The 21,373-nt window shown below is 71.6% G+C and carries 22 protein-coding genes and 1 pseudogene; 9 read left to right on the top strand and 14 right to left on the bottom strand.

Annotated elements, in window-relative coordinates; genetic code table 11:
- Positions 1–146 precede the first annotated feature (146 nt).
- Positions 147–512 (bottom strand): hypothetical protein, encoded by a 366-nt coding sequence (locus ABZW11_RS15380; protein ID WP_355416870.1) that lies wholly within the window; start codon positions 510–512, stop codon positions 147–149.
- Between ABZW11_RS15380 and ABZW11_RS15375 the strand changes: the two genes are divergently transcribed.
- Positions 490–780 carry an SDR family NAD(P)-dependent oxidoreductase gene (locus tag ABZW11_RS15375; RefSeq protein ID WP_355416867.1) on the top strand — a complete coding sequence of 97 codons (291 nt, stop codon included), beginning with the start codon at positions 490–492 and terminating at the stop codon, positions 778–780. The two genes, ABZW11_RS15380 and ABZW11_RS15375, sit on opposite strands and share 23 nt — an antisense overlap.
- Before the next feature lie 70 nt (positions 781–850).
- Here the strand turns inward: ABZW11_RS15375 and ABZW11_RS15370 are convergent.
- A pseudogene (locus tag ABZW11_RS15370) lies at positions 851–1,054 on the bottom strand (cation transporter); the annotation flags it as partial.
- A 120-nt stretch (positions 1,055–1,174) separates the two neighbouring features.
- On the opposite strand from ABZW11_RS15370, the gene ABZW11_RS15365 reads away from it, so the two are divergent.
- Together ABZW11_RS15365 and ABZW11_RS15360 are read left to right on the top strand one after the other, a co-directional pair.
- Positions 1,175–1,723 (top strand): type 1 glutamine amidotransferase domain-containing protein, encoded by a 549-nt coding sequence (locus ABZW11_RS15365; protein ID WP_355416864.1) that lies wholly within the window; start codon positions 1,175–1,177, stop codon positions 1,721–1,723.
- 144 nt (positions 1,724–1,867) lie between these two features.
- On the top strand, positions 1,868–3,400 hold the full coding sequence (locus ABZW11_RS15360) for an amino acid permease (RefSeq protein ID WP_355416861.1): 1,533 nt from the start codon (positions 1,868–1,870) through the stop codon (positions 3,398–3,400).
- Between the two features lie 50 nt (positions 3,401–3,450).
- On the opposite strand, the gene ABZW11_RS15355 is transcribed toward ABZW11_RS15360, so the two are convergent.
- From ABZW11_RS15355 to ABZW11_RS15345, 3 genes are all read right to left on the bottom strand, one after another.
- Positions 3,451–4,980, bottom strand: a complete 1,530-nt coding sequence (locus ABZW11_RS15355) for an alpha/beta fold hydrolase (protein ID WP_355416858.1) — start codon at positions 4,978–4,980, stop codon at positions 3,451–3,453.
- Positions 4,981–5,102: 122 nt separating this feature from the next.
- Positions 5,103–5,738, bottom strand: coding sequence for a lipoyl(octanoyl) transferase LipB (gene lipB / locus ABZW11_RS15350; protein ID WP_355416855.1), 636 nt, complete (start codon positions 5,736–5,738; stop codon positions 5,103–5,105).
- 45 nt (positions 5,739–5,783) lie between these two features.
- Positions 5,784–6,362 (bottom strand): TetR/AcrR family transcriptional regulator, encoded by a 579-nt coding sequence (locus ABZW11_RS15345; protein WP_355416852.1) that lies wholly within the window; start codon positions 6,360–6,362, stop codon positions 5,784–5,786.
- 84 nt (positions 6,363–6,446) lie between these two features.
- Between ABZW11_RS15345 and ABZW11_RS15340 the strand changes: the two genes are divergently transcribed.
- Positions 6,447–7,649 carry an MFS transporter gene (locus ABZW11_RS15340; RefSeq protein WP_355416849.1) on the top strand — a complete coding sequence of 401 codons (1,203 nt, stop codon included), beginning with the start codon at positions 6,447–6,449 and terminating at the stop codon, positions 7,647–7,649.
- Here the strand turns inward: ABZW11_RS15340 and ABZW11_RS15335 are convergent.
- From ABZW11_RS15335 to ABZW11_RS15325, 3 genes are all read right to left on the bottom strand, one after another.
- The gene (locus ABZW11_RS15335) at positions 7,634–7,825 is read right to left on the bottom strand and encodes a PspC domain-containing protein (protein ID WP_355416846.1); all 192 of its coding nucleotides are present in this window, start codon (positions 7,823–7,825) and stop codon (positions 7,634–7,636) included. The genes ABZW11_RS15340 and ABZW11_RS15335 overlap by 16 nt on opposite strands.
- 66 nt (positions 7,826–7,891) lie before the next feature.
- On the bottom strand, positions 7,892–8,401 hold the full coding sequence (locus tag ABZW11_RS15330; RefSeq protein WP_355416843.1) for an HAD domain-containing protein: 510 nt from the start codon (positions 8,399–8,401) through the stop codon (positions 7,892–7,894).
- Positions 8,398–9,318 (bottom strand): AraC family transcriptional regulator, encoded by a 921-nt coding sequence (locus ABZW11_RS15325; RefSeq protein WP_355416840.1) that lies wholly within the window; start codon positions 9,316–9,318, stop codon positions 8,398–8,400. Before ABZW11_RS15325 ends, ABZW11_RS15330 begins: the two co-directional genes overlap by 4 nt.
- Before the next feature lie 215 nt (positions 9,319–9,533).
- Between ABZW11_RS15325 and ABZW11_RS15320 the strand changes: the two genes are divergently transcribed.
- Positions 9,534–10,364, top strand: coding sequence for an undecaprenyl-diphosphate phosphatase (locus ABZW11_RS15320; protein ID WP_355416837.1), 831 nt, complete (start codon positions 9,534–9,536; stop codon positions 10,362–10,364).
- Positions 10,365–10,381: 17 nt separating this feature from the next.
- Here the strand turns inward: ABZW11_RS15320 and ABZW11_RS15315 are convergent, their stop codons facing one another.
- On the bottom strand, positions 10,382–11,533 hold the full coding sequence (locus ABZW11_RS15315; RefSeq protein ID WP_355416834.1) for an MFS transporter: 1,152 nt from the start codon (positions 11,531–11,533) through the stop codon (positions 10,382–10,384).
- 89 nt (positions 11,534–11,622) lie between these two features.
- Here ABZW11_RS15315 and ABZW11_RS15310 point away from each other — a divergent pair, with 89 nt between their 5' ends.
- From ABZW11_RS15310 to ABZW11_RS15300, 3 genes are read left to right on the top strand one after another with little or no spacing between them, the layout of a single operon-like run.
- Positions 11,623–12,006, top strand: a complete 384-nt coding sequence (locus ABZW11_RS15310; protein WP_355416831.1) for a metalloregulator ArsR/SmtB family transcription factor — start codon at positions 11,623–11,625, stop codon at positions 12,004–12,006.
- A gap of 18 nt (positions 12,007–12,024) precedes the next feature.
- The gene (hrpB, locus tag ABZW11_RS15305) at positions 12,025–14,427 is read left to right on the top strand and encodes an ATP-dependent helicase HrpB (RefSeq protein WP_355416828.1); all 2,403 of its coding nucleotides are present in this window, start codon (positions 12,025–12,027) and stop codon (positions 14,425–14,427) included.
- Positions 14,379–15,059, top strand: a complete 681-nt coding sequence (locus ABZW11_RS15300; RefSeq protein ID WP_355416825.1) for a hypothetical protein — start codon at positions 14,379–14,381, stop codon at positions 15,057–15,059. The genes hrpB and ABZW11_RS15300 overlap by 49 nt, the downstream gene beginning before the upstream one ends.
- Positions 15,060–15,062: 3 nt before the next feature.
- On the opposite strand, the gene ABZW11_RS15295 is transcribed toward ABZW11_RS15300, so the two are convergent.
- The gene (locus ABZW11_RS15295) at positions 15,063–16,241 is read right to left on the bottom strand and encodes a pyridoxal-phosphate dependent enzyme (protein ID WP_355416822.1); all 1,179 of its coding nucleotides are present in this window, start codon (positions 16,239–16,241) and stop codon (positions 15,063–15,065) included.
- Between the two features lie 56 nt (positions 16,242–16,297).
- On the opposite strand from ABZW11_RS15295, the gene ABZW11_RS15290 reads away from it, so the two are divergent.
- Positions 16,298–17,740 (top strand): amidase family protein, encoded by a 1,443-nt coding sequence (locus ABZW11_RS15290; protein WP_355416820.1) that lies wholly within the window; start codon positions 16,298–16,300, stop codon positions 17,738–17,740.
- 67 nt (positions 17,741–17,807) lie between these two features.
- Here the strand turns inward: ABZW11_RS15290 and ABZW11_RS15285 are convergent, their stop codons facing one another.
- The 4 genes from ABZW11_RS15285 to deoC are packed head-to-tail and all read right to left on the bottom strand — an operon-like array spanning position 17,808 to position 21,187.
- Positions 17,808–18,653, bottom strand: a complete 846-nt coding sequence (locus ABZW11_RS15285; protein ID WP_355416817.1) for an aldehyde dehydrogenase family protein — start codon at positions 18,651–18,653, stop codon at positions 17,808–17,810.
- Complete coding sequence (locus ABZW11_RS15280; protein ID WP_355416814.1) at positions 18,646–18,843, bottom strand: hypothetical protein; 198 nt, start codon at positions 18,841–18,843, stop codon at positions 18,646–18,648. Before ABZW11_RS15280 ends, ABZW11_RS15285 begins: the two co-directional genes overlap by 8 nt.
- Positions 18,833–20,254, bottom strand: a complete 1,422-nt coding sequence (locus ABZW11_RS15275; RefSeq protein ID WP_355416811.1) for an aldehyde dehydrogenase family protein — start codon at positions 20,252–20,254, stop codon at positions 18,833–18,835. The genes ABZW11_RS15280 and ABZW11_RS15275 overlap by 11 nt, the downstream gene beginning before the upstream one ends.
- 3 nt (positions 20,255–20,257) lie before the next feature.
- Positions 20,258–21,187 carry a deoxyribose-phosphate aldolase gene (deoC, locus tag ABZW11_RS15270; protein WP_355417221.1) on the bottom strand — a complete coding sequence of 310 codons (930 nt, stop codon included), beginning with the start codon at positions 21,185–21,187 and terminating at the stop codon, positions 20,258–20,260.
- Positions 21,188–21,373: the final 186 nt, after the last annotated feature.

Raw genomic sequence — 21,373 nt, 5'->3', positions numbered from 1 at the left:
GCCTCACCTTCAGGCGGGGGGTCTCTGTGTAGAAGAAGGCACACCATACGGAGACCGCGTGTCAACGAGTGGCGGAAAATTGTTTCATCTTCGTTTCCAACGGCGGTGTAAATTTTCAGTGCCCTTGACACGGCTGTGAGCTGGTGTCATGTCCCCGCGGGCGCCATCACTTGGCGCGCCAGGATAGCGAGTCGCTCGGCGTCGGGGGTACCCGGCTCGGCGGTGTAGACGATGACGCGAAGATCGCTGCCGGCCACGCTGAGCATGTCGCAGTCGAGCGTCATCGGGCCCACCCGGGGGTGTTCGAACGTCTTGCGCCCGCCCACCTGACGGGCGACCGTGCCGGAGTCCCAAAGCGCGGCGAAGCGGGGGCTGCCCGCGCGCAGCTCGGCGATCAGCTCTCGCAACGAGCGGTCGGCGGGGTAGCGGCCGGCCGTGGCGCGCAGGTCGCCGACCAGCGCCGCCTCGAACGCGGCCCGCTCGTCAGGGGTGCGGCTGACCGCCGCGACCACCGAGGGCACCCCGGTGCACGCCTATCCCGGCGTCGCCTACCCGGCCTCGAAGTCGGCGGTCAACCGGCTCACCGTCCAGTACGCCAAGGCGTTCCCCGAGATGCGGATCAACGCGGTCGAGCCCGGCTTCACCAAGACCGACCTCAACGTCAACACCGGCACGCAGAGCGTCGAGGAGGGCGCCGAGATCATCGTACGGATGGCGCGGCTCGGCCCCGACGGCCCGACCGGCGGCTTCTTCGCCGCGCAGGGCCCACTGCCCTGGTGAGCTAGCAGCAGCCCCCGGAGCCGCAGCACGACTCCCCTGCCATCGGGAGCAGCTCGACGGGGGCCGCCCGGCCCGCCAGCTCGTAGCCGGCCTCCGTGACGGCGGCGCCGATCAGCGCGTCGTCGATGGGGGCCTGGCTGGTGACGGTCACCGCTCCGGAGGCGAGATCGACCTCGACTCCGCTCACCCCGGCGATGCCGCTCACCTCTTCTGTCACGGCGCTGACACAATGGCCGCAGGTCATGCCCTCAACCTGGTACGTGGCGACGGTCATGCGAACGCTCCTTCCTGGATCGGCTCCGATGCGCTCACTCTATACCCCCTAGGGGTAAAGACGCATACATGCGCGCCGCCCGGTAAGGGGACGGGAAACACGCAGTCCAAGGGGGTTCTCATGCTGGACGGCAAGACCATCGCTTTCCTGGTGGCACCCGAGGGAGTCGAGCAGGTGGAGCTCACCGAGCCGTGGAAGGCGGTCAAACAGGCGGGCGGCACGCCCAGGCTGGTCTCCACCTCCCCCGGCCAGATCCAGGCGTTCAACCATTTGGACAAGGCCGACACCTTCGCCGTGGACGACACGGTAGATGAGGCCGACCCGGCGTCGTACGACGGCCTGGTGCTGCCGGGCGGCGTCGCCAACCCGGACTTCCTGCGCATGTCGCCCGACGCCGTGCGCTTCGCCACGTCCTTCTTCGACGCCGGCAAGCCGGTGGCGGCCATCTGTCACGCGCCCTGGACGCTCGTCGAGGCGGACGTCGTCCGCGGGCGCACGCTCACCTCGTGGCCGAGCCTGCAGACCGACCTGCGCAACGCCGGGGCGACCTGGGTGGACAAGGAGGTCGTGGTGTGCACGGAAGGCGGCAACACGCTGGTGACCAGCCGCAAGCCGGATGACCTCAAGGCGTTCTGCCAGGCCGTGACCGACCTCTTCGGCGACAAGTAGGACCCGCCGGGGCGGCCTGGCGAAAAAGGCGGCCGCCCCGGCCCCGCCGGATCGAAACCCGCCCGCAACGCCTTGTCCCCTGGGGAGAAATGGTCTAGACGTAGACCAAAAGGAGCGTCCTCCACGCCCCCCAGGGAGACCTCAATGAGCACAGAAGAGGATTCCAGGCGACTGGCCGAGCTCGGCTACAAGCAGGAGCTGGCCCGCACCTGGAGCGGTTTCTCCAACTTCGCGATCTCCTTCTCGATCATCTCCATCCTCGCCGGCTGCTTCACGACCTTCGGACAGGCCTGGAACAACGGCGGCCCCATCGCCATCTCCTGGGGCTGGCCGCTGATCTCCCTGTTCATCCTCGTCATCGGTTTCTGCATGTCGGAGCTGGTGTCGGCGTACCCGACGGCGGGCGGCATCTACTGGTGGGCCGCCAAGCTGGGCAAGCCGATCCACGGCTGGTTCACCGGCTGGCTCAACCTCATCGGGCTCATCGCGGTCACCGCCTCGGTGGACTACGGCTGCGCGACATTCCTCAACATCACCCTCAACCGGCTGACGGGCGGCGCGTGGGAGGCCACGCTCCCCCAGGCGTTCCTGCTGTTCGTGATCGTCCTGGCGCTGCACGCGCTGATCAACATCTTCAGCCACCGGCTGATCTCGCTGCTGCAGAACATCTCCGTCTGGTGGCACGTCGCCGGCGCCGCGATCGTGGTCGCCATCCTCGTCTTCGCGCCCAGCGAGCACCAGTCGGCGAGCTTCGTCTTCTTCGGCACCAACAACACCTCGGGCTTCGGCGACGGCTCCGACGGCCTGCCCTTCTGGCTGTACGTGCTGCCGCTCGGCTTCCTGCTCACCCAGTACACGATCACCGGCTTCGACGCCTGCGCCCACGTGTCGGAGGAGACGCAGGGAGCGGCGAAGAGCGCCGCCCGCGGCCTGTGGCAGTCGATCTTCTACTCGGCGATCGGCGGCTGGATCCTGCTGCTCGCGTTCCTGTTCGCGGCCACGAACGTGGAGGAGCTGAACGCCCAGTCCGGCTTCGTCGGCGCCATCTTCGAGACCGCGCTGTCGTCCCCGCTGGCCACCGCGATCTTCGCGATCTCCACCATCGGCCAGTTCTTCTGCGGGATGAGCTGCGTGACCTCGATGTCGCGCATGACGTACGCGTTCTCGCGCGACGGCGCCGTGCCCGGCTGGCGGCTCTGGTCGAAGGTGGACCGCAACCGCACCCCGGTCAACGCCATCGTGGCCGGCTGCGTGGCCGCCGCCCTCATCACGCTGCCCGCGCTCTACGCCCCTCCCGGGCTGACCACGCCGGTCGCGTTCTACGCCGTCGTCTCGATCGCGGTCATCGGCCTCTACCTGGCCTTCCTCATCCCGATCTGGCTGCGCCTGCGCATGGGCGACGCCTTCACGCCGGGGCCGTGGACGCTGGGCCGCAAGTACAAGGCGCTGTGCTGGATCGCCTGCGTCGAGATCGTGATCGTCTCGGTCTACTTCATCATGCCGTTCTCGCCGGCCGGCGTGCCCGGCAGCACGGACTTCACCTGGACGTCGGTCAACTACGCGCCCGTCGCGGTGGGCATCGTGCTCGTCGGCATCGCGCTGTGGTGGGCGCTGTCGGCCCGCCACTGGTTCACCGGGCCGCGCCGCACGATCGACGACGAGAACCTCGTCTCCTGACGCGAAACGCCCGGGGGTCCGTCGGCCCCCGGGCGTCCTGCGAGCGTGCTCTAGCCGGCCCAGCTCAGCCGGTCCGTCGGCCAGGCGTGCGTGCCGGCCTTGCGCTTGAGCAGGCTCTCCTCCTCAGGCGTGCCCACCGCGCAGCGGGTGCCGTGCGCGGGCACCTTCAGCGAGATCAGGTACTCGTCGAAGATGTCCGTCTGGCACTTGTCCTTGCCGTAGATGCGGTGCCCCCACCCCTCGTACGTGAGCAGCACCGCCTTCGGGCCGAGCTGGCGGGCCGCGTTGGCCGACCAGATCCACGGCGTGGCGGGGTCGTGCAGCGAGTTGCCGAGCAGCAGAGGAGCGTCACCCGTGTACCGCAGCTTGTGCGGCTTGTTCGTCGTCGGGTAGTTCATGCAGATCGGCAGGTCGTCCACCGGGTACGGGTGGTACCGCGTGTCGGGCGCCAGCTTGCCGGAAACCGCCATGAGGGCGGCGTACTCGGCGTAGTTGCGCACCCGGAGGTTGTAGTCCTGGCACAGGATCGTGGTCGGCAGTTCGGCCACGTCGCCCTCCACCGGCCCCCTGCCCGGCAGCGGCGGCACCCAGTCGGGCTCGGGCCCGCCGTTCAGCCAGTTGATGGTCTGGCTGAGCGTCCACCAGTCGGGTCCCTCGTTGCCCAGCGCGGCGTTGTAGATGAGCTGCAGCTCCGTCATCTTCGTGCCGGTGCTCGGGTAGACCAGCTCGCCCCGCTGGGCCTTCTCCCGCAGGCTCTTCCAGATCGCCCGCACGTCCTGGCCGTGCAGGACGCAGCTCGGCTCCTGGTCGCACCAGCCGACGAACTGGTCGAAGGCGTCCTCGACGGCCAGCGCCTCGGTCGTCAGGAAGCCCGCGACGCCGAGGCTGTGGTCCATGTTGCTGTCGAGGCCGAGCGCGCGGACGCGGTCGGGGAACAGCTCGGCGTACATCTGGCCGATCAGGGTGCCGTACGAGATGCCGTAGTAGGTGAGCTTCTCCTCGCCGAGGGCGGCGCGCAGGGCGTCCATGTCGCGGGCCACGTCCACGGAGTCGACGTGGTCGTACAGGGGGCCGGTGCGCTCGCGGCAGTCCTGGTGCAGGCGCTTGGTGAAGGCGTCCCATGCCGCGAAGTCGGCCTGGCTCTTCATCACCGTGTGCGGCATCTGGTTGTAGACCGACGCCGAGCAGATCACCGGGTGGCTGCGACCCACACCCCGAGGGTCGAAGCCGACGATGTCGAAGCGGCGCTGCAGCTCCTCGGTGTAGGAGCCGGGCGCGCCGTACACGGCCTCGACCCCCGAGCCGCCCGGGCCGCCCGGGTTGATGACCAGCGAGCCGATCCTGGCGTCGGGGTCGGTGGCCTTGCGGCGGGCGACCGCGATGTCGACGGTCGGACCGTCGGGCTTCGACCAGTCGATCGGCACGGTGAGCGTGCCGCACTCGGCCGACGGCTCCTCCTCGCACGGAGCCCAGGTGATGGTGCGTTCGGCCTGCGGGACCGCCGCGTTGGCGGGCGCCGCGGGCGACAATGTCGCCACCGCCACTAAGGCGGCGGCGAGCAGTGTGAACCTCTTTCGCACGATGCTCCAATCTTCTGTCGATCCCCCCGTCGGGGCGTGCGACCGAAGATGGATCATCGCTTATCTGGGGTTATGTGCGGGGAGAAATGCCGATTTTTCCTCCCTAAGGATGACTCGTCCCGTCAGGACGCCTCGAACGCCTCCGCCACGACCTCGCGGACCTCGTCCATGTCCGCCCTGCCCAGCTCGCGCTTGAGCGAGGTCATGTCGACGTCGGGCATCCCGCACGCGACCGCCCAGTTCCACGGCGTCAGATCGCCGTCGACGTTGAGCGCGAACCCGTGACTGGTGACACCCCTGCTCTGGCGCATGCCGATCGAGATGATCTTCCGTGCGGTCTCCACCGTCCACACACCCGTCAGCAGCTCGGAGCCCGGCGGCGTGTCACGCCGCTCGGCCGGCAGCCCCAGCTTGCCCAGCGCCTCCACCAGCCGCAGCTCGACCTCGCGGACGTAGTCGACGATGCCCTCGCCCTCGTCCAGCTTGACGATGAGGTAGCCGACGAGCTGGCCAGGACCGTGATAGGTGAGCTGGCCGCCCCGGCCGGTCTCGACCACGGGGATGCCACGCGTGGGATCGGGCAGGTGGGTGATCGGGGTGCGGCGCCCGATCGTGTAGACGGACGGGTGACTCAGCAGCCAGAGCGTGTCCGGCCGCTCGTCCCGTTGGCGCTGCCCGACGAGGTCGGTCATGCGCTCCATCGCCTGGTCGTAATCGACGAGCCCATCGTGGATGAGCGTCAGCGGCCTTGCCCTCATGTTTCGAGGATATGCCCGTCCTTTGACTGACCCCGCCGCAGGTCGTCAGCAGGCCGCGACCCACTCGTCCACCAGCGCGCAGAGCCGGTCGAGCGCGGCCTCCACCCGCTCGCGCTCGCCCGTCGTGAGGAAGTCGATCTGCAGCCCGGTGTACGCCGAGTTCGCCAGCGTCGAGATCCGCGTCGCCTCGGGCTCCGGCACCCCGCGCTCGCGCAGCAGGCCGGCCACGAACTCCGACCGGTCCGACAGCAGCCGCGGCACGTGCCCGGCCAGCTTGCCGGCCACCGCGAGCCCCTCGATCTCGTGGATGAGGCGGGCGATCGGCTGGTTGTCCTCGCGGGTCTGCCAGTCCCAGGTGCGGCGGATGATCGTGCCCACGCTGTCGGAGCCCGACCAGCCGGGCAGCCCGCGCAGCCAGTCGCGGTGCCGCTCGTCGAGCCGCTCCATGGTGGCCGACAGCAGCTCCTCCTTGTCGGCGAAGTGGTGGGTGAGCACGCGGGTGGACTTGCCGAGGTGCTGGGCCAGCGGGCGCATGGACAGCGTGGACAGGCCGTGCTCGGCCAGGTAGTCGATGATCTGGTCGAGCAGCTCGCCGCGGCGGTGCGGGTCGGCGGTCCTGGCCATGCGCGATTCCCCTTTGACGCCATTGAGGTGACGACTGTTACCCTATCGAGGAAACGACCGTTACCTTAATTCCAGGGGACACCCATGCCCATCGACGTGCGCCGGCGTGCCCGGCTGCCCACGTATCTGCCCACGTGGCTGCTCGCGCTGGTCTTCACCACGTTCACCTTCGCCACCGACGACTACGTGATCGCCGGCGTGCTGCCCGCGCTCTCCGCCGACCTGGGGGTGAGCGAGGCCGTGGGCGGGCAGCTCGTCACCGCCTTCTCGCTGGCGTTCGCGCTGGCCGCGCCCGTCGCATCCGTGGTGACCGCCACCTGGTCGCGGCGCGGGCTGCTGACCTGGGCGCTGGTGCTGTTCGTCGCGGCCAACGCGGCGGCCGCGTTCGCCGGCTCGTACGCGCTGCTCCTCGGCCTGCGCGTGCTGGCCGCCGTCGCCGCGGCGGCGGTCGTCCCCGCCGCGTACGCGATCACCACCTCCCTCGCGCCCGCCGAGCGGCAGGGCCGCTACCTGGCGCTGGTGATGGGCGGGCTGACCGCGTCGCTCACGTTCGGCGTGCCGCTCGGCACCTGGGTCGGCGGCGCCTTCGGCTGGCAGGCCACGTTCGGGCTGGGGGCTCTGCTGGGGCTCATCGCGCTGATCGCGGTACGGGCCACACTGCCCGAGACGCCGCCCGCGCCCGCCATGTCCATCGGGCGGCGGCTGGCCCCGCTGGCCCGCCCCCAGGTGCTGCTCGGCCTGCTCGGGATCGTCGCGATCGTGCTGGGCAGCATGATGGTGCTGAGCTATCTCGCCCCGTTCCTGCGCGACCTGGCCGGCGCCGGGCCGGCCGAGCTGGGCTGGGTGTTCGTGCTGGCCGGCCTCGCCGGGCTGGCCGGCGGGCAGCTGGGCGGCCGGGCCGCCGACCGCTGGGGCGCGAGCCGGGCGATGACCACCGGCGTCGCCGCCTTCGCGGCGGTGATGGCCGCCTTGACCTGCTGCCAGCTCGTCAGGCCCGTGCCGCTGCTCGCCCTGCTGCCGCTGCTGCTGCTCTGGGCGGGTGCGTCGTGGTGGATCCCGCCGCCTGCGCAGTCCCGCATGATCGCCCTCGCCGGTCCTGCGGCCCCGCAGGCGCTCGCGCTCAACAGCAGTGCCGTCTACGTGGGCGTGTCCTGCGGTGCCGCGCTCGGCGGGGTGGTGCTGGAGACGTACGGGAGCGGGTGGTTGCCGGCCGCCGCGGTCGGCGCCGAGCTGATCGCGCTCGCGCTCTTCCGTGCGGCGGACCGGGGCCGCTATGCCGCCCGGTAGCCCTTCGGCGCCTCCGGGACGAGGATCCACATGGCGACATAGGCCACCCACAGCGGGCCGGGGATGAGCGACAGCAGCAGCCAGAGGACCCGGACGAGCGTGGGAGGCATGCCCGTCTTGTCGGCGATGCCGCCGCAGACGCCGGCCAGGATCCTGTGCTCTCGTGAGCGGTACATGTGCTGTTCCTCCGTCTTGGTTGTCGACCTACTTGGAGAACGGACGACAGATCGGCCCGACTCCCGTCAGGGACCCTGAGAAAACCCTGAGAGGGTCAGCCACTCCTGTGCCATGCCCAGATCGCGGCTGGTCAGTCCCCGCTTCGGATCCACGTGCACGAGCAGGAAGTCGGTCAGTCCCTGATGGACCCTGAGGTACTCCTCGTCCTCCGCCCACACCTGGTCGTCGAACCAGACGAACGGCCGCCGCCCCGCGTACGCCGCCACGTGCGGGGTCTTGAACATCTCCCCGTGCTCGCTCGGCGGCGTGCCGGGCGGCACGGCGATGACCGGCAGCGAGGGCAGGCCGATGCGCGGCGCGATCCACGCGTTGGCGTGGTGCTCCCACGTGGTGGCCCAGACCAGCTCGGAGCCGGTGACCAGGGCCAGCTCCAGCAGGCGGCGGCCGTGGCGCGGGTTGAGGTAGACGGTGTAGACCTCCGCGCCGATCGTGCACCGGTAGGGCCGGAAGTCCGGGCTGGGCCGGCCCATGGGGTTCAGCACGCCGTCCACGTCGAGCAGGAGCAGGGGTTTCACGTGACAGCCCCGGCCCTGTGCTGCTGGGGACTGACCCCGCGGACCCGCTTGAACGCCGCGCTGAGCGCGAACGGGCTGCTGTAGCCGACCTTCCTCGCCACCGAGCCGATCGTGGCGTCGGGCTCGCGCAGCAGGTCGGCGGCCAGGGCCAGCCGCCAGTCGGTGAGGAACGCCATCGGCGGCTCGCCCACGAGGTCGGTGAAGCGCCGCGCCAGCGAGGCCCGCGACACCCCCACCTCGGCCGCCAGCGCGGCGACCGTCCACGGGTGTGCCGGGTTGTTGTGCAGCATGCGCATGGCCTTGCCGACGATCGGGTCGCTCATCGCGCGGTACCAGCCCGGCGCCTCGTTCGCCGCGAAGTGGGCCCGCAGCACCGCGATGAGCAGCAGGTCGAGCAGCCGGTCGAGGACGGCCTCCTGGCCTGGCTCGTCCTTGACGATCTCGGCGCTCATCAGCCCGATGAGCGGCCCGCCGGGCTCCACGATCAGCCGGGGCAGCACGTCGAGCAGCCGCCTGCTGACCTCGCCCTCCAGGTTGTAGGCGCCGGTGAGCAGCACGGTGCCGCCGCCGGGGTCGTTACCCCACGTACGGACGCCGAGGTCCATCGCCTGATAGACGGACTCGCCGTCGAGGGTGGTGCAGCGCTGGCCGGGGTGGATGACGATCTGCGGCTTCGTCGCCGGGTCGTCGGCCACCGTGTACGGCTCGGGCCCCCGGACGATCGCCACCCGCCCCGGCTCGACGCGTACGGGCTCGCCGCCGTCGAACGTGATCCACGACTCGCCCCGCACCTGCGCCACCACCGACAGCGGAGCCTCGTCCTGGATGCGCAGGGACCACGGCGGATCGAGGATCGAGCGGAGGAGGAAGGCGCCGTGCGCTCTGGGCCCGTCGAGCAGCGCCGCGAGCTGATCCATGGTGAGACGATGGCACATGGGATTCGCCTGCTCAACCGGCGGGGCGCTCCGCCCTACGAGCGGGCGAACAACCGGCCAATTCTCCATGAACAGGACGCATCGACCTCGCTACGACACGCGATCACAGCAGCTCAACGCCTTATGAGAGCAATCGCTTGACCCCCGATTCCGCTAGCCTCACCCTCACACTCGCTGCGTCCACGGAAGGTGTCGTCGTGATCGGCTGGCTAGAAGCGGTGGTTCTGGGGTTGGTCCAGGGGCTCACGGAGTTCCTGCCGATCTCCTCCAGCGCCCACATCCGGGTGGTGTCCGCTTTCGCCCAATGGCCGGACCCGGGGGCGGCGTTCACGGCGGTCATCCAGCTCGGCACCGAGGCCGCGGTGCTCATCTACTTCCGGCAGGAGATCTGGGAGATCATCTCCACCTGGACCCGCTCGCTGTTCGTCAAAGAGCTGCGCGGCCACTGGGCGGCCCGCATGGGCTGGTACGTCATCGTCGGCACCCTGCCCATCGCCATACTCGGCCTGGCGCTGAAGGACCAGATCGAGACCTCGTTCCGCGACCTGCGCCTGGTCGGCACCACGCTCATCGTCTTCGCGGTCATCCTGTGGTTCGCCGACCACACGGCGCGCAACAAGCTCACGCTGGAGAAGCACCTCAGCTTCACCCACGCGATCATCTACGGCTTCGCCCAGTCGCTCGCCCTGGTCCCCGGCGTGTCCCGCTCGGGCGGCACCGTGACGGCCGGCCTGCTGCTCGACTACCGCCGCGAGGACGCCGCGAAATACTCGTTCCTGCTGGCCATCCCGGCCGTGCTGGCCTCGGGGGTGCTGGAGCTGGCCGAGATCGGCGAGGGCCCGGCCCCCGACTGGGGCCCCACCATCCTGGCCACGGTCATCTCGTTCCTCGTCGGCTACGCGGCGGTGGCCTGGTTCCTGCGTTACATCAGCACCCACCGCTTCACCGGCTTCGTCATCTACCGCATCGCGCTCGGGTTCTTCGTCATCCTGGCCGTCACACTGGGCTGGATCCCCGCTCAGGGCTGAGCACCGGGCGTCCGCCGTCAGGGAGCGGCGGGCGCGGGCTCGGCCGTCAGGACCCTCACCGGCCGGTACGTCACGAGCGTGAAGATCAGCACCATCAGGCCGAGCCCGGCGGACAGCACGACCACGCCCGTCCTTCCGTACGTCTCCAGCGCCGCCCCGCCGGCCAGCCCCGCCACCACCAGCCCGAGGTACTGCGCCGACGACAGCAGCCCCAGCCCGATCGAGACGTTGCCGGGCACCGCCGTGACCGTCCTGAACTGCTGTGCGGGGGCGATCATCCAGCCGGTCGCGCCCCAGAGGAAGCCCCACACGAGGGCGACGGGCAGCGCCAGGTTCGCCACGGGGATCAGGGCCATGAACACCACCGCCGCGGCCAGGCCGCCGATGATCATGCGGCGGGGGCCGTACGCGTCGGTGAGCCGCCCGCCGAGCAGGTTGCCCACGATGCCGCCCAGCCCCCACGCCCACAGCAGCGCGGCCAGCGGCAGGTCGAACAGCGAGCCGATGTAGGTGTACGCGGTGAACCCGGCCGCGAAGAACAGCAGCTGCGTCACCATCACCGCGGGCACCCGCCGGTCGCGCAGCGGCTCGAACCGCTCGCGCAGCCGTCCCGACGCCGGCAGCCGCAGCTCCGGCACCAGCGCCGCCACCCCGGCGAGGCCCAGCACGCCGAGCCCGGCGACCAGCCACAGCGTGGCCCGCCAGCTCACCGCCTCGCCCAGCCACGTGCCGAGCGGCACCCCGAGGGCCGACGACACGCTCAGCCCGCCCATCACGAGTGCCAGCGCGCGCCCGCGCCGCTCGGGGGCGCTCAGCGCGCTGGCCACGGCCGAGGACGTCGGCGTGAACATCGCCGCACCCGCCGCCGCCACCACGCGGGTGATGAGCACCAGCGCGTACGTCGGGGCCAGCGCGGTCAGCACGTTGCCCGCCACGAACACGCCCATGGCGAGCAGCAGCAGGGTCCTGCGGGACATGCGGGCGGTGAGGGCGGCGAGCACGGGGGAGAGCACGGCGTACGCGAGGGCGAACACCGTCATCAGCTGGCCCGCGGCCGGCCGGGACACTCCCAGGTCGGCGGAGATGGGTGCCAGCAGACCGGCGGTGACAAACGTACCGGTACCGATCGCGAAATTTCCGGCGGCCAACGGATAGAGCCGCGAGCGCATGTGGGCCTCCCCCGAGAAAGTTGGATGCCCATCAAACTGACGTATAGTTGGATCGTTGTCAAACCATGGGACGGAGGTAGGGTTTCCCCATGCGCCTGCTCCCGCAACCCGCCACGGAGAACATCCAGCTCACCGAGGTCCTGCGGGCGCTCAGCGACCCGGTGCGCCTGGAGATCGTCGCCCGCCTGGCCGCCGCCGGGCAGATGAACTGCACGGTCGCGGGCGACGCCCTCGGCATCCACAAGTCGACCGCCTCACACCACTACCGCACCCTCCGCGAGGCCGGCGTGGTGCGGACGGAGCAGGACGGCCGCCTGAAATACATGAGCCTGCGCCACGAAGACCTGGAATCCCGCTTCCCCGGCCTCCTGCCGGCCATCCTCACCGCCACCAGCCTCCACCGCACCCCCACCACGTCCGAAGGCACGGTGAGCGCCACAGCGGAGGCGCGCGCCTCCGCCGGGTCCCGCTGACGAGCGGAGTCGCCGCCCGTGACTGAGACCGACCTGCCCATCAGGGGCGTGCTGCCCGAGCTGCTCGCCGTGCTCGAACGCCACGGCAGTGCGGTGCTGACCGCGCCGCCCGGCACCGGCAAGACGACCGTGGTGCCGCCGGCGCTGGCCGAGGCGGGCCTGCGCGTGCTGGTGGCCGAGCCGCGCCGCCTGGCCGTACGCGCGGCGGCCCGCCGCATGGGCGTGAGCTACACGATCAGGGGCGAACGCCACAAAGGCGCCAACCCCATGGTCGAGGTCGTCACCACCGGCGTCCTGCTCCAGCGCCTCCAGCGGGACCAGGAGCTGACCGGCGTCGACGCGGTCATCCTCGACGAGTGCCACGAACGCCACCTCGACGCCGACACCGCGCTCGCGTTCCTCCTCGACGTACGCGACACGCTCCGGCCCGACCTGCGCCTGCTGGCCACGTCCGCGACCGCCGACGCCGAACCGTGGGCGCGGCTGATCGGCGGCCCGGTGGTGGCCGCCACCGGCGCCACCCACCCCGTGGAGACGATCTGGGCGCCGCCACCGCGCCCCGTCGCCCCGCCCCATGGCCTGCGCGTCGACCCCGCGCTGCTCACCCACGTGGCCTCGGTCGTCCGCAGAGCCCTCGCGGAACGGGACGGCGACGTGCTGTGCTTCCTGCCCGGCGTCGCCGAGATCGCCAGGGTGGCCGGGCAGTTGGCGGGCGACGTGGACCAGGTCCTCCAGGTACACGGCCAGGCCCCGGCCCACGTCCAGGACGCCGTCCTGTCCCCCGGAGCGGGCCGCCGGGTGGTGCTGGCCACGTCGGTGGCCGAGTCGAGCCTGACCGTCCCCGGCGTGCGCGTGGTGGTGGACTCCGGGCTGGCGCGCGAGCCGCGTACCGACCATTCCCGCGGCCTGGGCTCCCTCACCACGGTCAGAGCCTCGAAGGCCGCGGCCACCCAACGAGCGGGCCGAGCGGGCCGCGAGGCCCCCGGCACGGTCTACCGCTGCTGGACGGAGACCGACCACGCCCGCCTGGCCGACCACCCCCGCCCGGAGATCGCCCTGGCCGACCTGACGGCCTTCGCCCTCCAGGCCGCCTGCTGGGGCACCCCCGACGCCAAGGCCCTCGCCCTCCTGGACCCACCCCCGCCCGCGGCCCTCACCGCCGCCGCCGAAACCCTCACCATGCTCGGCGCCCTCGAACCCGGCGAAGCGGGCCCGCGAGTGACCGGGCGAGGGCGGCGAATGGCCCTGGCCGGCGTCCACCCACGCCTGGCCCGCGCCCTCCTCGACCTCGGCCAGGAAGCCGCCGAGGTCGTCGCCCTGCTCTCGGAACAACTCCCCCGCGACGCGTCGGACGACCTGGTGCACGTCTGGCGCACAACCCGCCGCGCCGGCACCCCCTTCGCCACCCGCTGGAAGCAAGAGACCCGCCGCCTCCGCCACACCACCACCGGCGCTTCCTCCCCTACCAGGGGGAGGTCCGAGGATGAGGTGGCGGGGACGGTGGTGGCGCTGGCGTTTCCTGAGCGGGTGGCGCGGCGGCGGGGTGGGGGGTACCTCATGGTGTCGGGGACGCAGGCCCAGCTCCAGGAGGGTTCGCGGCTGGGGAGCGCCGAGTGGCTGGCGATCGCGGTCGCCGACCGTCCGGCAGGGGCGGCGTCGGCCCGCATCAGGCAGGCCGTGGCGATCGACGAGGCCACCGCCCGCATGGCCGTGGGCACGACGGTCGAGGACGAGGTCGCCTGGAAGGTTCCGCCGGGCGAGCGCCGCGGCGACGTGTCGGCCCGCCGCGTGGAGCGGATGGGCGCGATCGAGCTGAACGCCACCCCGCTCAAGGACGCCGACGTACGGGAGGCCATCCTGTACGGCCTGCGCACCGAAGACGTCCTCACCTGGACGAAGGCCGCCAAAGACCTCAGAGACCGCCTGACCTTCTGCCATCGGGCCCTGGGCGACCCCTGGCCACCGACCGGCGACATGAAGGACCTCATCGACCTGGCCGACCAGTGGCTGGAGCCCGAGCTGTCCCGCGCCCGCCGCCGCGCCGACCTGGAACGCATCGACCTGGCGAGCGCGCTCAAACGCCTCATCCCGTGGAGCGAACGCCTGGACCAGGCCGCCCCTGAACGCATCGAGGTCCCCACCGGCTCCAAGATCCGCATCGACTACTCGGGCGAGCAGCCGGTGCTGGCGGTGAAGCTGCAGGAGCTGTTCGGCCGGCAGGAGACCCCGCGGATCGCCGGGGTACCGGTCCTCGTGCACCTGCTCTCCCCGGCGGGCCGCCCGCTGGCGGTGACGGCGGACCTGGCGTCGTTCTGGCGTGAGGGCTACCGGCACGTACGGGCTGAAATGCGCGGTCGCTATCCTAAGCACCCATGGCCGGAAGACCCCCTCACCGCTCAGCCGACGCGCCGAACGAAGTGATCGCGGCGGCCCGCGACAACGCCGCCTGGTGTGACCTGATGTGCCGCGCGCACGGCAGGCCCGGCACGTTCGCCGGCATGGCGTGGACGAACCCCGTCCGCACCCCGCCCTTCTACCCCGACGCCGTCACGCTCTCCCCGCTCGCCACGGCCACCGACGTGCTGCCCCACATCGACGCCGGCTCCGGCGCCTCGGTCAAGGACAGCTTCGCCACGCTCGACCTGCCGGGCTTCGAGGTCCTGTTCGAGGCGCACTGGATCCACCGCCCGGCTCCCGGCCCGGTGGAGACGACCTGGCAGGTGGTGGAGGACGCCGCCACACTCGCCGCCTGGGCGAGCGCCTGCGACCTCACCGGCCTGTTCACCCCGGCCCTCCTCGACGAGCAGGGGGCCACGATCGTGTACGCCCGCACCGGCGACACCATCACCCAGGGGGCGGTCCTCACCTCGACCGGCCCGGTGGTGGGCGTCTCGAACGTGTTCGGCCCGATCTCGGCCTGGGAGGGCGTCGCCGCCATGGCCGCCCACCTGTTCCCCGGCCGCCCGTTGGTCGGCTACGAGATCGACCCCTCAGACGCCCTCACCCACGGCTTCACCACCACCGGCCACCTCCGGGTCTGGCACAAACCGTGAAGCTCAGGGGATGAGGTCCTCCAAGGCCGGCTCTTCGAGTGCGGGGTAGCGTTCGGTGGCCACGCCGGTGTCCTTGAAACCGCTGGACGTCGCGATGCACACCACAGGGCCGTCGAAGTCGCGGCGCAGGCGGCGGTAGCCGGCGAGACCGGCTGCGCCGGAGAGCTCCTGCCACAGGCCGGCCCGGGCCAGATCCCGCTGGGCGAGGCGGAGATCCTCGTCGGTGACCAGGACGGGGTCGCCACCGCTGTCGCGGACGGCCGCCACGCCCCGGTGCCCGCCGACCGAACAGGCCACCCCGTACGCGTCCGTCGGCCCCAGCCCGACGACGGCCGCGTCGGCGCCGGTGGCCAGGGCCTTGGCGTGCGGCCCGCCGGCGGCCGTCTCACAGGAGAACATCCGCGGCGTCCGGTCGGCGACCCCCAGCAGCCGCAGCTCGGCGAACCCCTTCCACACGCCGTACAGCAGCTCGGCGTAGCCGGTGGGCGTGAAGACGGCGGCAGGGACGGTGCCGAGCTGCAGAAACAGCTCGTACGCGAGTGTCTTGTAGCCCTCGGGCCCGAACGGATGCCCGGTGTGCGTCACGGTCTGGTTGCTGACGGGGTGGTAGCCCAGCTCGTCCACGACCTGACGGAGCAGCGGCCAGCGCGCCTCGACGGGCACGGAGACGACCTTGGCCCCGTACGACCGCACGAACGCCTGCACGGCGGGCGGCGAGTCGGCGGAGGCCAGCACGATCGCGGGCAGCCCGGCCCTGGCCGCGTAGGCGGCGGCGGAGGCGCCGTGGTTGCCGGAGGAGGCGACGACCACGCCCGGCGCCCCGGACGCCACGGCGGCGCTGACGGCGACCCGGTTGAGCCGGTCTTTGTGCGACCAGGTCGGATTGCGTGACTCGTCCTTGATGTGCACGTCACCGAACGGGATCAGCGGCGTGCCGCCCTCGCCCAGCGTGGGCGCGTCGAGCGGCGGCAGCAGCGGCGACCAGCGCGCGATGTCGGGGCCGGGCGGCTGTGTGAAGAGCCCTCTGTCGACCTTCGCGTAGTCGTAGACGACCTCCAGCGGATAGGCCAGCTCGGCGGTGCTGGTCTTGGGGCAGCCGCGCGTCAGCGGCGGGAACAGCGGGAACTCGGCCGAGGGGTCGCCCAGGGAGCGCTGGCGGAGGGCAAGCGAAGGTCCGTTCACGTGCAAGGACCCTACCGAGCCTCGCAACGATCAGTGAAAAGCTGCACACTCTAACCATGGTGTGGGCAGGAAGGTCCGCCATCGAGATCGCGGCGGCCGTCAGGAGCGGTGACGTCAAGGCCACGACCGTGGTGGAGGAGCATCTCCACGTCATCGCGCGGCGCGATCCTGGCATCGGGGCGTTCCGGCTGGTCAGGGAGCAGGCCGTGGACGAGGCGCGGGCCCTGCAGAAGCGGCGCGACCTGGCCGGGCTGCCGCTGGCTGGGGTGCCGGTGGCGGTCAAGGACAACCTGGAGGTGGCGGGCGAGGCGACCAGGGGCGGCTCGGCGGCGACGTCCGAGGCTCCCGCGCCGCACGATCACGAGACGGTGGCGCGGCTGCGGGCGGCGGGCGCGCTGGTCGTCGGGCTGACGAACCTGCCGGAGCTGGGGCTGGTGGCGTTCGGCGACAGCGCGTACGGCATCGTCCGCAACCCCTGGAACCCCGCACGCACGGCCGGCGGCTCCTCCTCGGGGAGCGCGGCGGCGGTGGCGGCCGGCATGGTGCCGATCGCGCTCGGCAACGACGGCATGGGCTCGTTACGCATCCCCGCGGCCTGCTGCGGCGTGCTGGCGATCAAGCCGGGTCTCGGCCTGGTGCCGCCGCCGGCGAACGACTGGGATCACCTGACCGAGAACGGCCCGATCGCGCGGACCGCCGCCGACCTGGCGCTCGCGCTGTCCGTGCTGGCCGCCGATCCGGCGCTGGCCGAGGCGTGGCGTTCGGGGCGTCGCGTGGAGCCGCCGCCCCGAATGCTGCGCTCGGTCTGGGCGGACGACGACGAGGTGTGGGAGCCGCAGCCGCCGCCCGACAGCCCTGAGCCGTTCGATCTGCGGGTGGCGTACGCGCCGCAGCCGCTGCCGCTGGGGCTGCGGGTGGACGCGGAGTTCCAGGCGGCGGTACGCGGCGCCGCCGAGACGTTGCGGGTGGCCGGGCACACGGTGGTGGAGCACGAACGGTCGCTGCCCGCCTGGCTGGGGCCGAGCACGATCGCGACCTGGCTGGTCAGGGCCGCCGAGGCGGTGAAGGGGCTCGACCGGCAGCGGCTCGAACGGCGTACCAAGGGGCTGGCCAGGACGGGCCGGGTGCTCGCGGCGCTCAAGCTGGACGGCGTGCGCGGCCGGGAGCGCTGGAGCGGCTACGGCGCCGACCAGTGGTTCGGCCGGGCCGACGCGCTCGTCACGCCTGCCCTGGCCGGCATCCCGCCCAGGGCTGAGCGGTGGGGCGAGCGCGGTTTCCTGCGCAACGCCCTCTCCAATGTCGCCTACGCGCCCGCCACCGGGCCGTGGAACATGTGCGGCTGGCCCGCCGTCGCCGTGCCGCTGGCCACTCATTCGAGCGGCCTGCCGATCGCCGTGCAGATCGCCGCCCCGCCGGGCGGCGAGCCCCACCTCCTGGGACTGGCCGCCCAGCTCCAGGCCGCACACCCACCACTCAGCCCACCGGGCTTCGCCCGCTGAAAGCGCACAGACAGCGGACGGCCCGCGCGGCCCTCGACGGCCGGACGGGCGGCCCGCCGCGTGAGCGTCAGATGCCGACGGGGTGCCAGACGGTCTTGGTCTCCAGGAAGCGGGTCATGCGCCCGATCCCGGGGTCGGCCGTCCAGTCCTCCTGGACCGGCCGCGAGACCCGCTTGAGGTTCTCGGCGGCCGCCTGCTCGCAGCTCAGCGCCAGCTCGGCGTCGGAGACGCCGGTCAGGTCGAGCCCGTTGACGTCCATGTGGGCGGACAGCCAGGGGGCGAGCTCGGCACGCTGCCCGGTGAGGACGTTCACCACGCCGCCGGGCAGGTCGGACGTGGCGAGCACCTCGGCCAGGGTGATCGCCGCCAGCGGGGACGGCTCGGACGCCACCACGACGCAGGTGTTGCCGGTCACGATCACCGGCGCGACCACCGACACCAGGCCGAGCAGCGGGTCGTCGGGCGCCACCACGGCGACGACGCCGGTCGGCTCGGGTGTGGACAGGTTGAAGTAGGGCCCGGCGACGGGGTTGGCGCCGCCGTGCACGGAGGCGATCTTGTCGGACCAGCCCGCGTACCAGACGAGCCGGTCGATCGTCGCGTCGACCTGCTCCAGCGCCGCCCGCTTGGTGCCGCCCAGCTCGTCGGCGAACTGCGCGCGCCGCCCTTCCAGCATCTCGGCGACGCGGTAGAGGATCTGCCCCCTGTTGTACGCCGTCGCCCCCGACCAGCCGGGGAACGCCTTGCGGGCGGCCACCACGGCGTCGCGGGCGTCCTTGCGCGAGGCCCGCGAGGCGTTGGCGAGGAAGTCGCCCTTGGCCGAGGTCACCGGGTAGGACCTCCCACTCTCGGAGCGCGGGAAGGCCCCGCCGATGTACAGCTTGTAGGTCTTTCTGACGGACAACCTACTCATCGCCCCGACCCCTCCACGTGGACTCCTGCGACATCTGGACCGGCACGAAGACCTGGCCGCACCGGCTGACGCCGCAGCGGTGGGCGTACCAGCCGGTGCGTACGGGCCGCCCGGCCCTGGCGTAGGCGTGCCCCCTGGTGGCCTGGGCGCGCAGCTTCCTGCGGCGGGGCCTGCGGTACTCACACGTCAAGGTAGGCCTCCAGCCCGTGGCGTCCGCCCTCGCGGCCGTAGCCCGACTCCTTGTAGCCGCCGAACGGCGAGGTGGGGTCGAACTTGTTGAAGGTGTTGGCCCACACCACGCCGGCGCGCAGCCGGTCGGCCATCCACAGGATGCGCGAGCCCTTCTCGGTCCAGACGCCGGCCGACAGCCCGTACGGGGTGTTGTTGGCCTTCTCGACGGCCTCGGCCGGGGTGCGGAAGGTCAGCACGGACAGCACGGGCCCGAAGATCTCCTCCCTGGCGATGCTGTGGGACTGCGCGACCCCGGTGAACAGCGTCGGCGGGAACCAGTAGCCGCGCTCGGGCAGCTCGCAGGCGGGCGACCAGCGCTCGGCGCCCTCCGTCTCGCCCAGGTCGCTGAGCTGCCGGATCTTGGCGAGCTGGTCGGCGGAGTTGATGGCGCCGATGTCGGTGTTCTTGTCGAGCGGGTCGCCGAGCCGCAGCGTGCCGAGCCGGCGCTTGAGCGCCGCCAGCAGCTCCTCCTGCACGGACTCCTGCACCAGCAGCCGCGAACCGGCGCAGCAGACGTGGCCCTGGTTGAAGAAGATGCCGTTGACGATGCCCTCGACGGCCTGGTCGATGGCGGCGTCGTCGAACACGATGTTGGCGGCCTTGCCGCCCAGCTCCAGCGTCAGCTTCTTGCCGGTGCCCGCGACCGTGCGGGCGATGATCCGGCCGACCTCGGTGGAGCCGGTGAAGGCGACCTTGTCGACGTCGGGGTGCGCGACCACGGCGGCGCCGGTCTCGCCTGCGCCGGTGACGATGTTCACCACGCCGGGTGGCAGGTCGGCCTGGCGGCAGATGTCGGCGAAGGCGAGCGCGGTCAGCGGCGTGGTCTCGGCCGGCTTGAGCACGACCGTGTTGCCGCAGGCCAGCGCGGGAGCGATCTTCCAGGCCAGCATGAGCAGCGGGAAGTTCCAGGGAATCACCTGGCCGGCCACGCCGAGCGGCTTGGGCGTGCCGAACCCGGCGTACTCCAGCTTGTCGGCCCAGCCCGCGTAGTAGAAGAAGTGGGCCGCGACCAGCGGCAGGTCCACGTCGCGCGACTCGCGGATGGGCTTGCCATTGTCGAGCGTCTCCAGCACGGCCAGCTCCCTGGCACGTTCCTGGATGATCCGCGCGATGCGGAAGAGGTATTTGGCCCGCTCGGCGCCCGGCAGGGCGCTCCACACGCCGAACGCCTTGCGCGCCGCCTGCACGGCGCGGTCGACGTCGTCGGACGAGGCGGTGGCGACCTCGGCCAGCGTCTCCTCGGTGGCGGGGTTGACGGTCTTGAACGAGGGCCCTGAGCCGTCGACGAACTCGCCGTTGATGAACAGCCCGTAGGAGGACTTCAGATCGACGACGTCGCGCGACTCGGGTGCCGGTGCATATTCGAACATCGTCTAGTCCTGGGTGAAGTAGTCGGGGCCCGCGTAGCGGCCGGTGGCGAGCTTCTCGCGCTGCATGAGCAGGTCGTTGAGGAGCGAGGAGGCGCCCAGTCTGAACCAGTCGGGGGTCAGCCAGTCGTCGCCGGCGGTCTCGTTGACCAGCACGAGGTTCTTGACGGCGTCCTTCGACGTACGGATGCCGCCCGCGGGCTTCACCCCCACCTGGCGGCCGGTGGCCTCGCGGAAGTCGCGTACGGCCTCCAGCATGATGAGCGTCACCGGCGGCGTGGCGGCCGGCGACACCTTGCCGGTGGAGGTCTTGATGAAGTCGGCGCCCGCCAGCATCGCCAGCCAGGACGCGCGCCGCACGTTGTCGTAGGTGGACAGCTCGCCGGTCTCGAGGATCACCTTGAGGTGGGCGGCGCCGCAGGCCTCCTTCACGGCGACGATCTGCTCGTAGACCTTCATGTACTGGCCGGACAGGAACGCGCCGCGGTCGATCACCATGTCGATCTCGTCGGCGCCGGCGGCCACGGCGAGCCTGGTGTCGCTCACCTTGACCTCCAGCGAGGTGCGCCCGCTGGGGAACGCGGTGGCGACGGAGGCGACCTTGACGCCGCTGCCCTTGAGCGCCTCGGCCGCGACGGCGACGAGGTCGGGGTAGACGCAGACGGCCGCGACGGAGGGGGCGTCGCCGCCGGGGCGCACGGCCTTGGCGCACAGCGCGCGCACCTTGCCGGCCGTGTCGGCCCCTTCGAGTGTGGTCAGGTCGACCATGGAGATGGCCAGGTCGATGGCCTGCGCCTTGGCCGTGGTCTTGATCGATCGGGTGCCGAGCATCGCCGCCCGCTGGTCGGCGCCGACCCGGTCGACGCCGGGCAGGCCGTGCAGGAATGCTCGCAGCGCCGCGTCGGACGAGGCGACGTCGGCGAGCGAGGTAGTCACAGTTGACACCTAGACAGCATCGCCGACCAGGGCCGCCTCCTCCAAACCGGATCACCTTAGGGTACGCCGGGCCTGGTCCTAGGGATGCGGGGAGCCCTGAGGCGGCCGGGCTAGGTATGCCGGAGGCGGCGCGACGGGAGAGATAAGGCATCCACCTGATGTGCGAGGCCGGGCCTTAGCCCGACT

Origin of the sequence: Nonomuraea sp. NPDC004580, from assembly GCF_040609855.1 — a bacterium.
Lineage (GTDB): Bacteria > Actinomycetota > Actinomycetes > Streptosporangiales > Streptosporangiaceae > Nonomuraea > Nonomuraea salmonea.
This window is presented reverse-complemented; position numbering and strand designations above follow the sequence as displayed.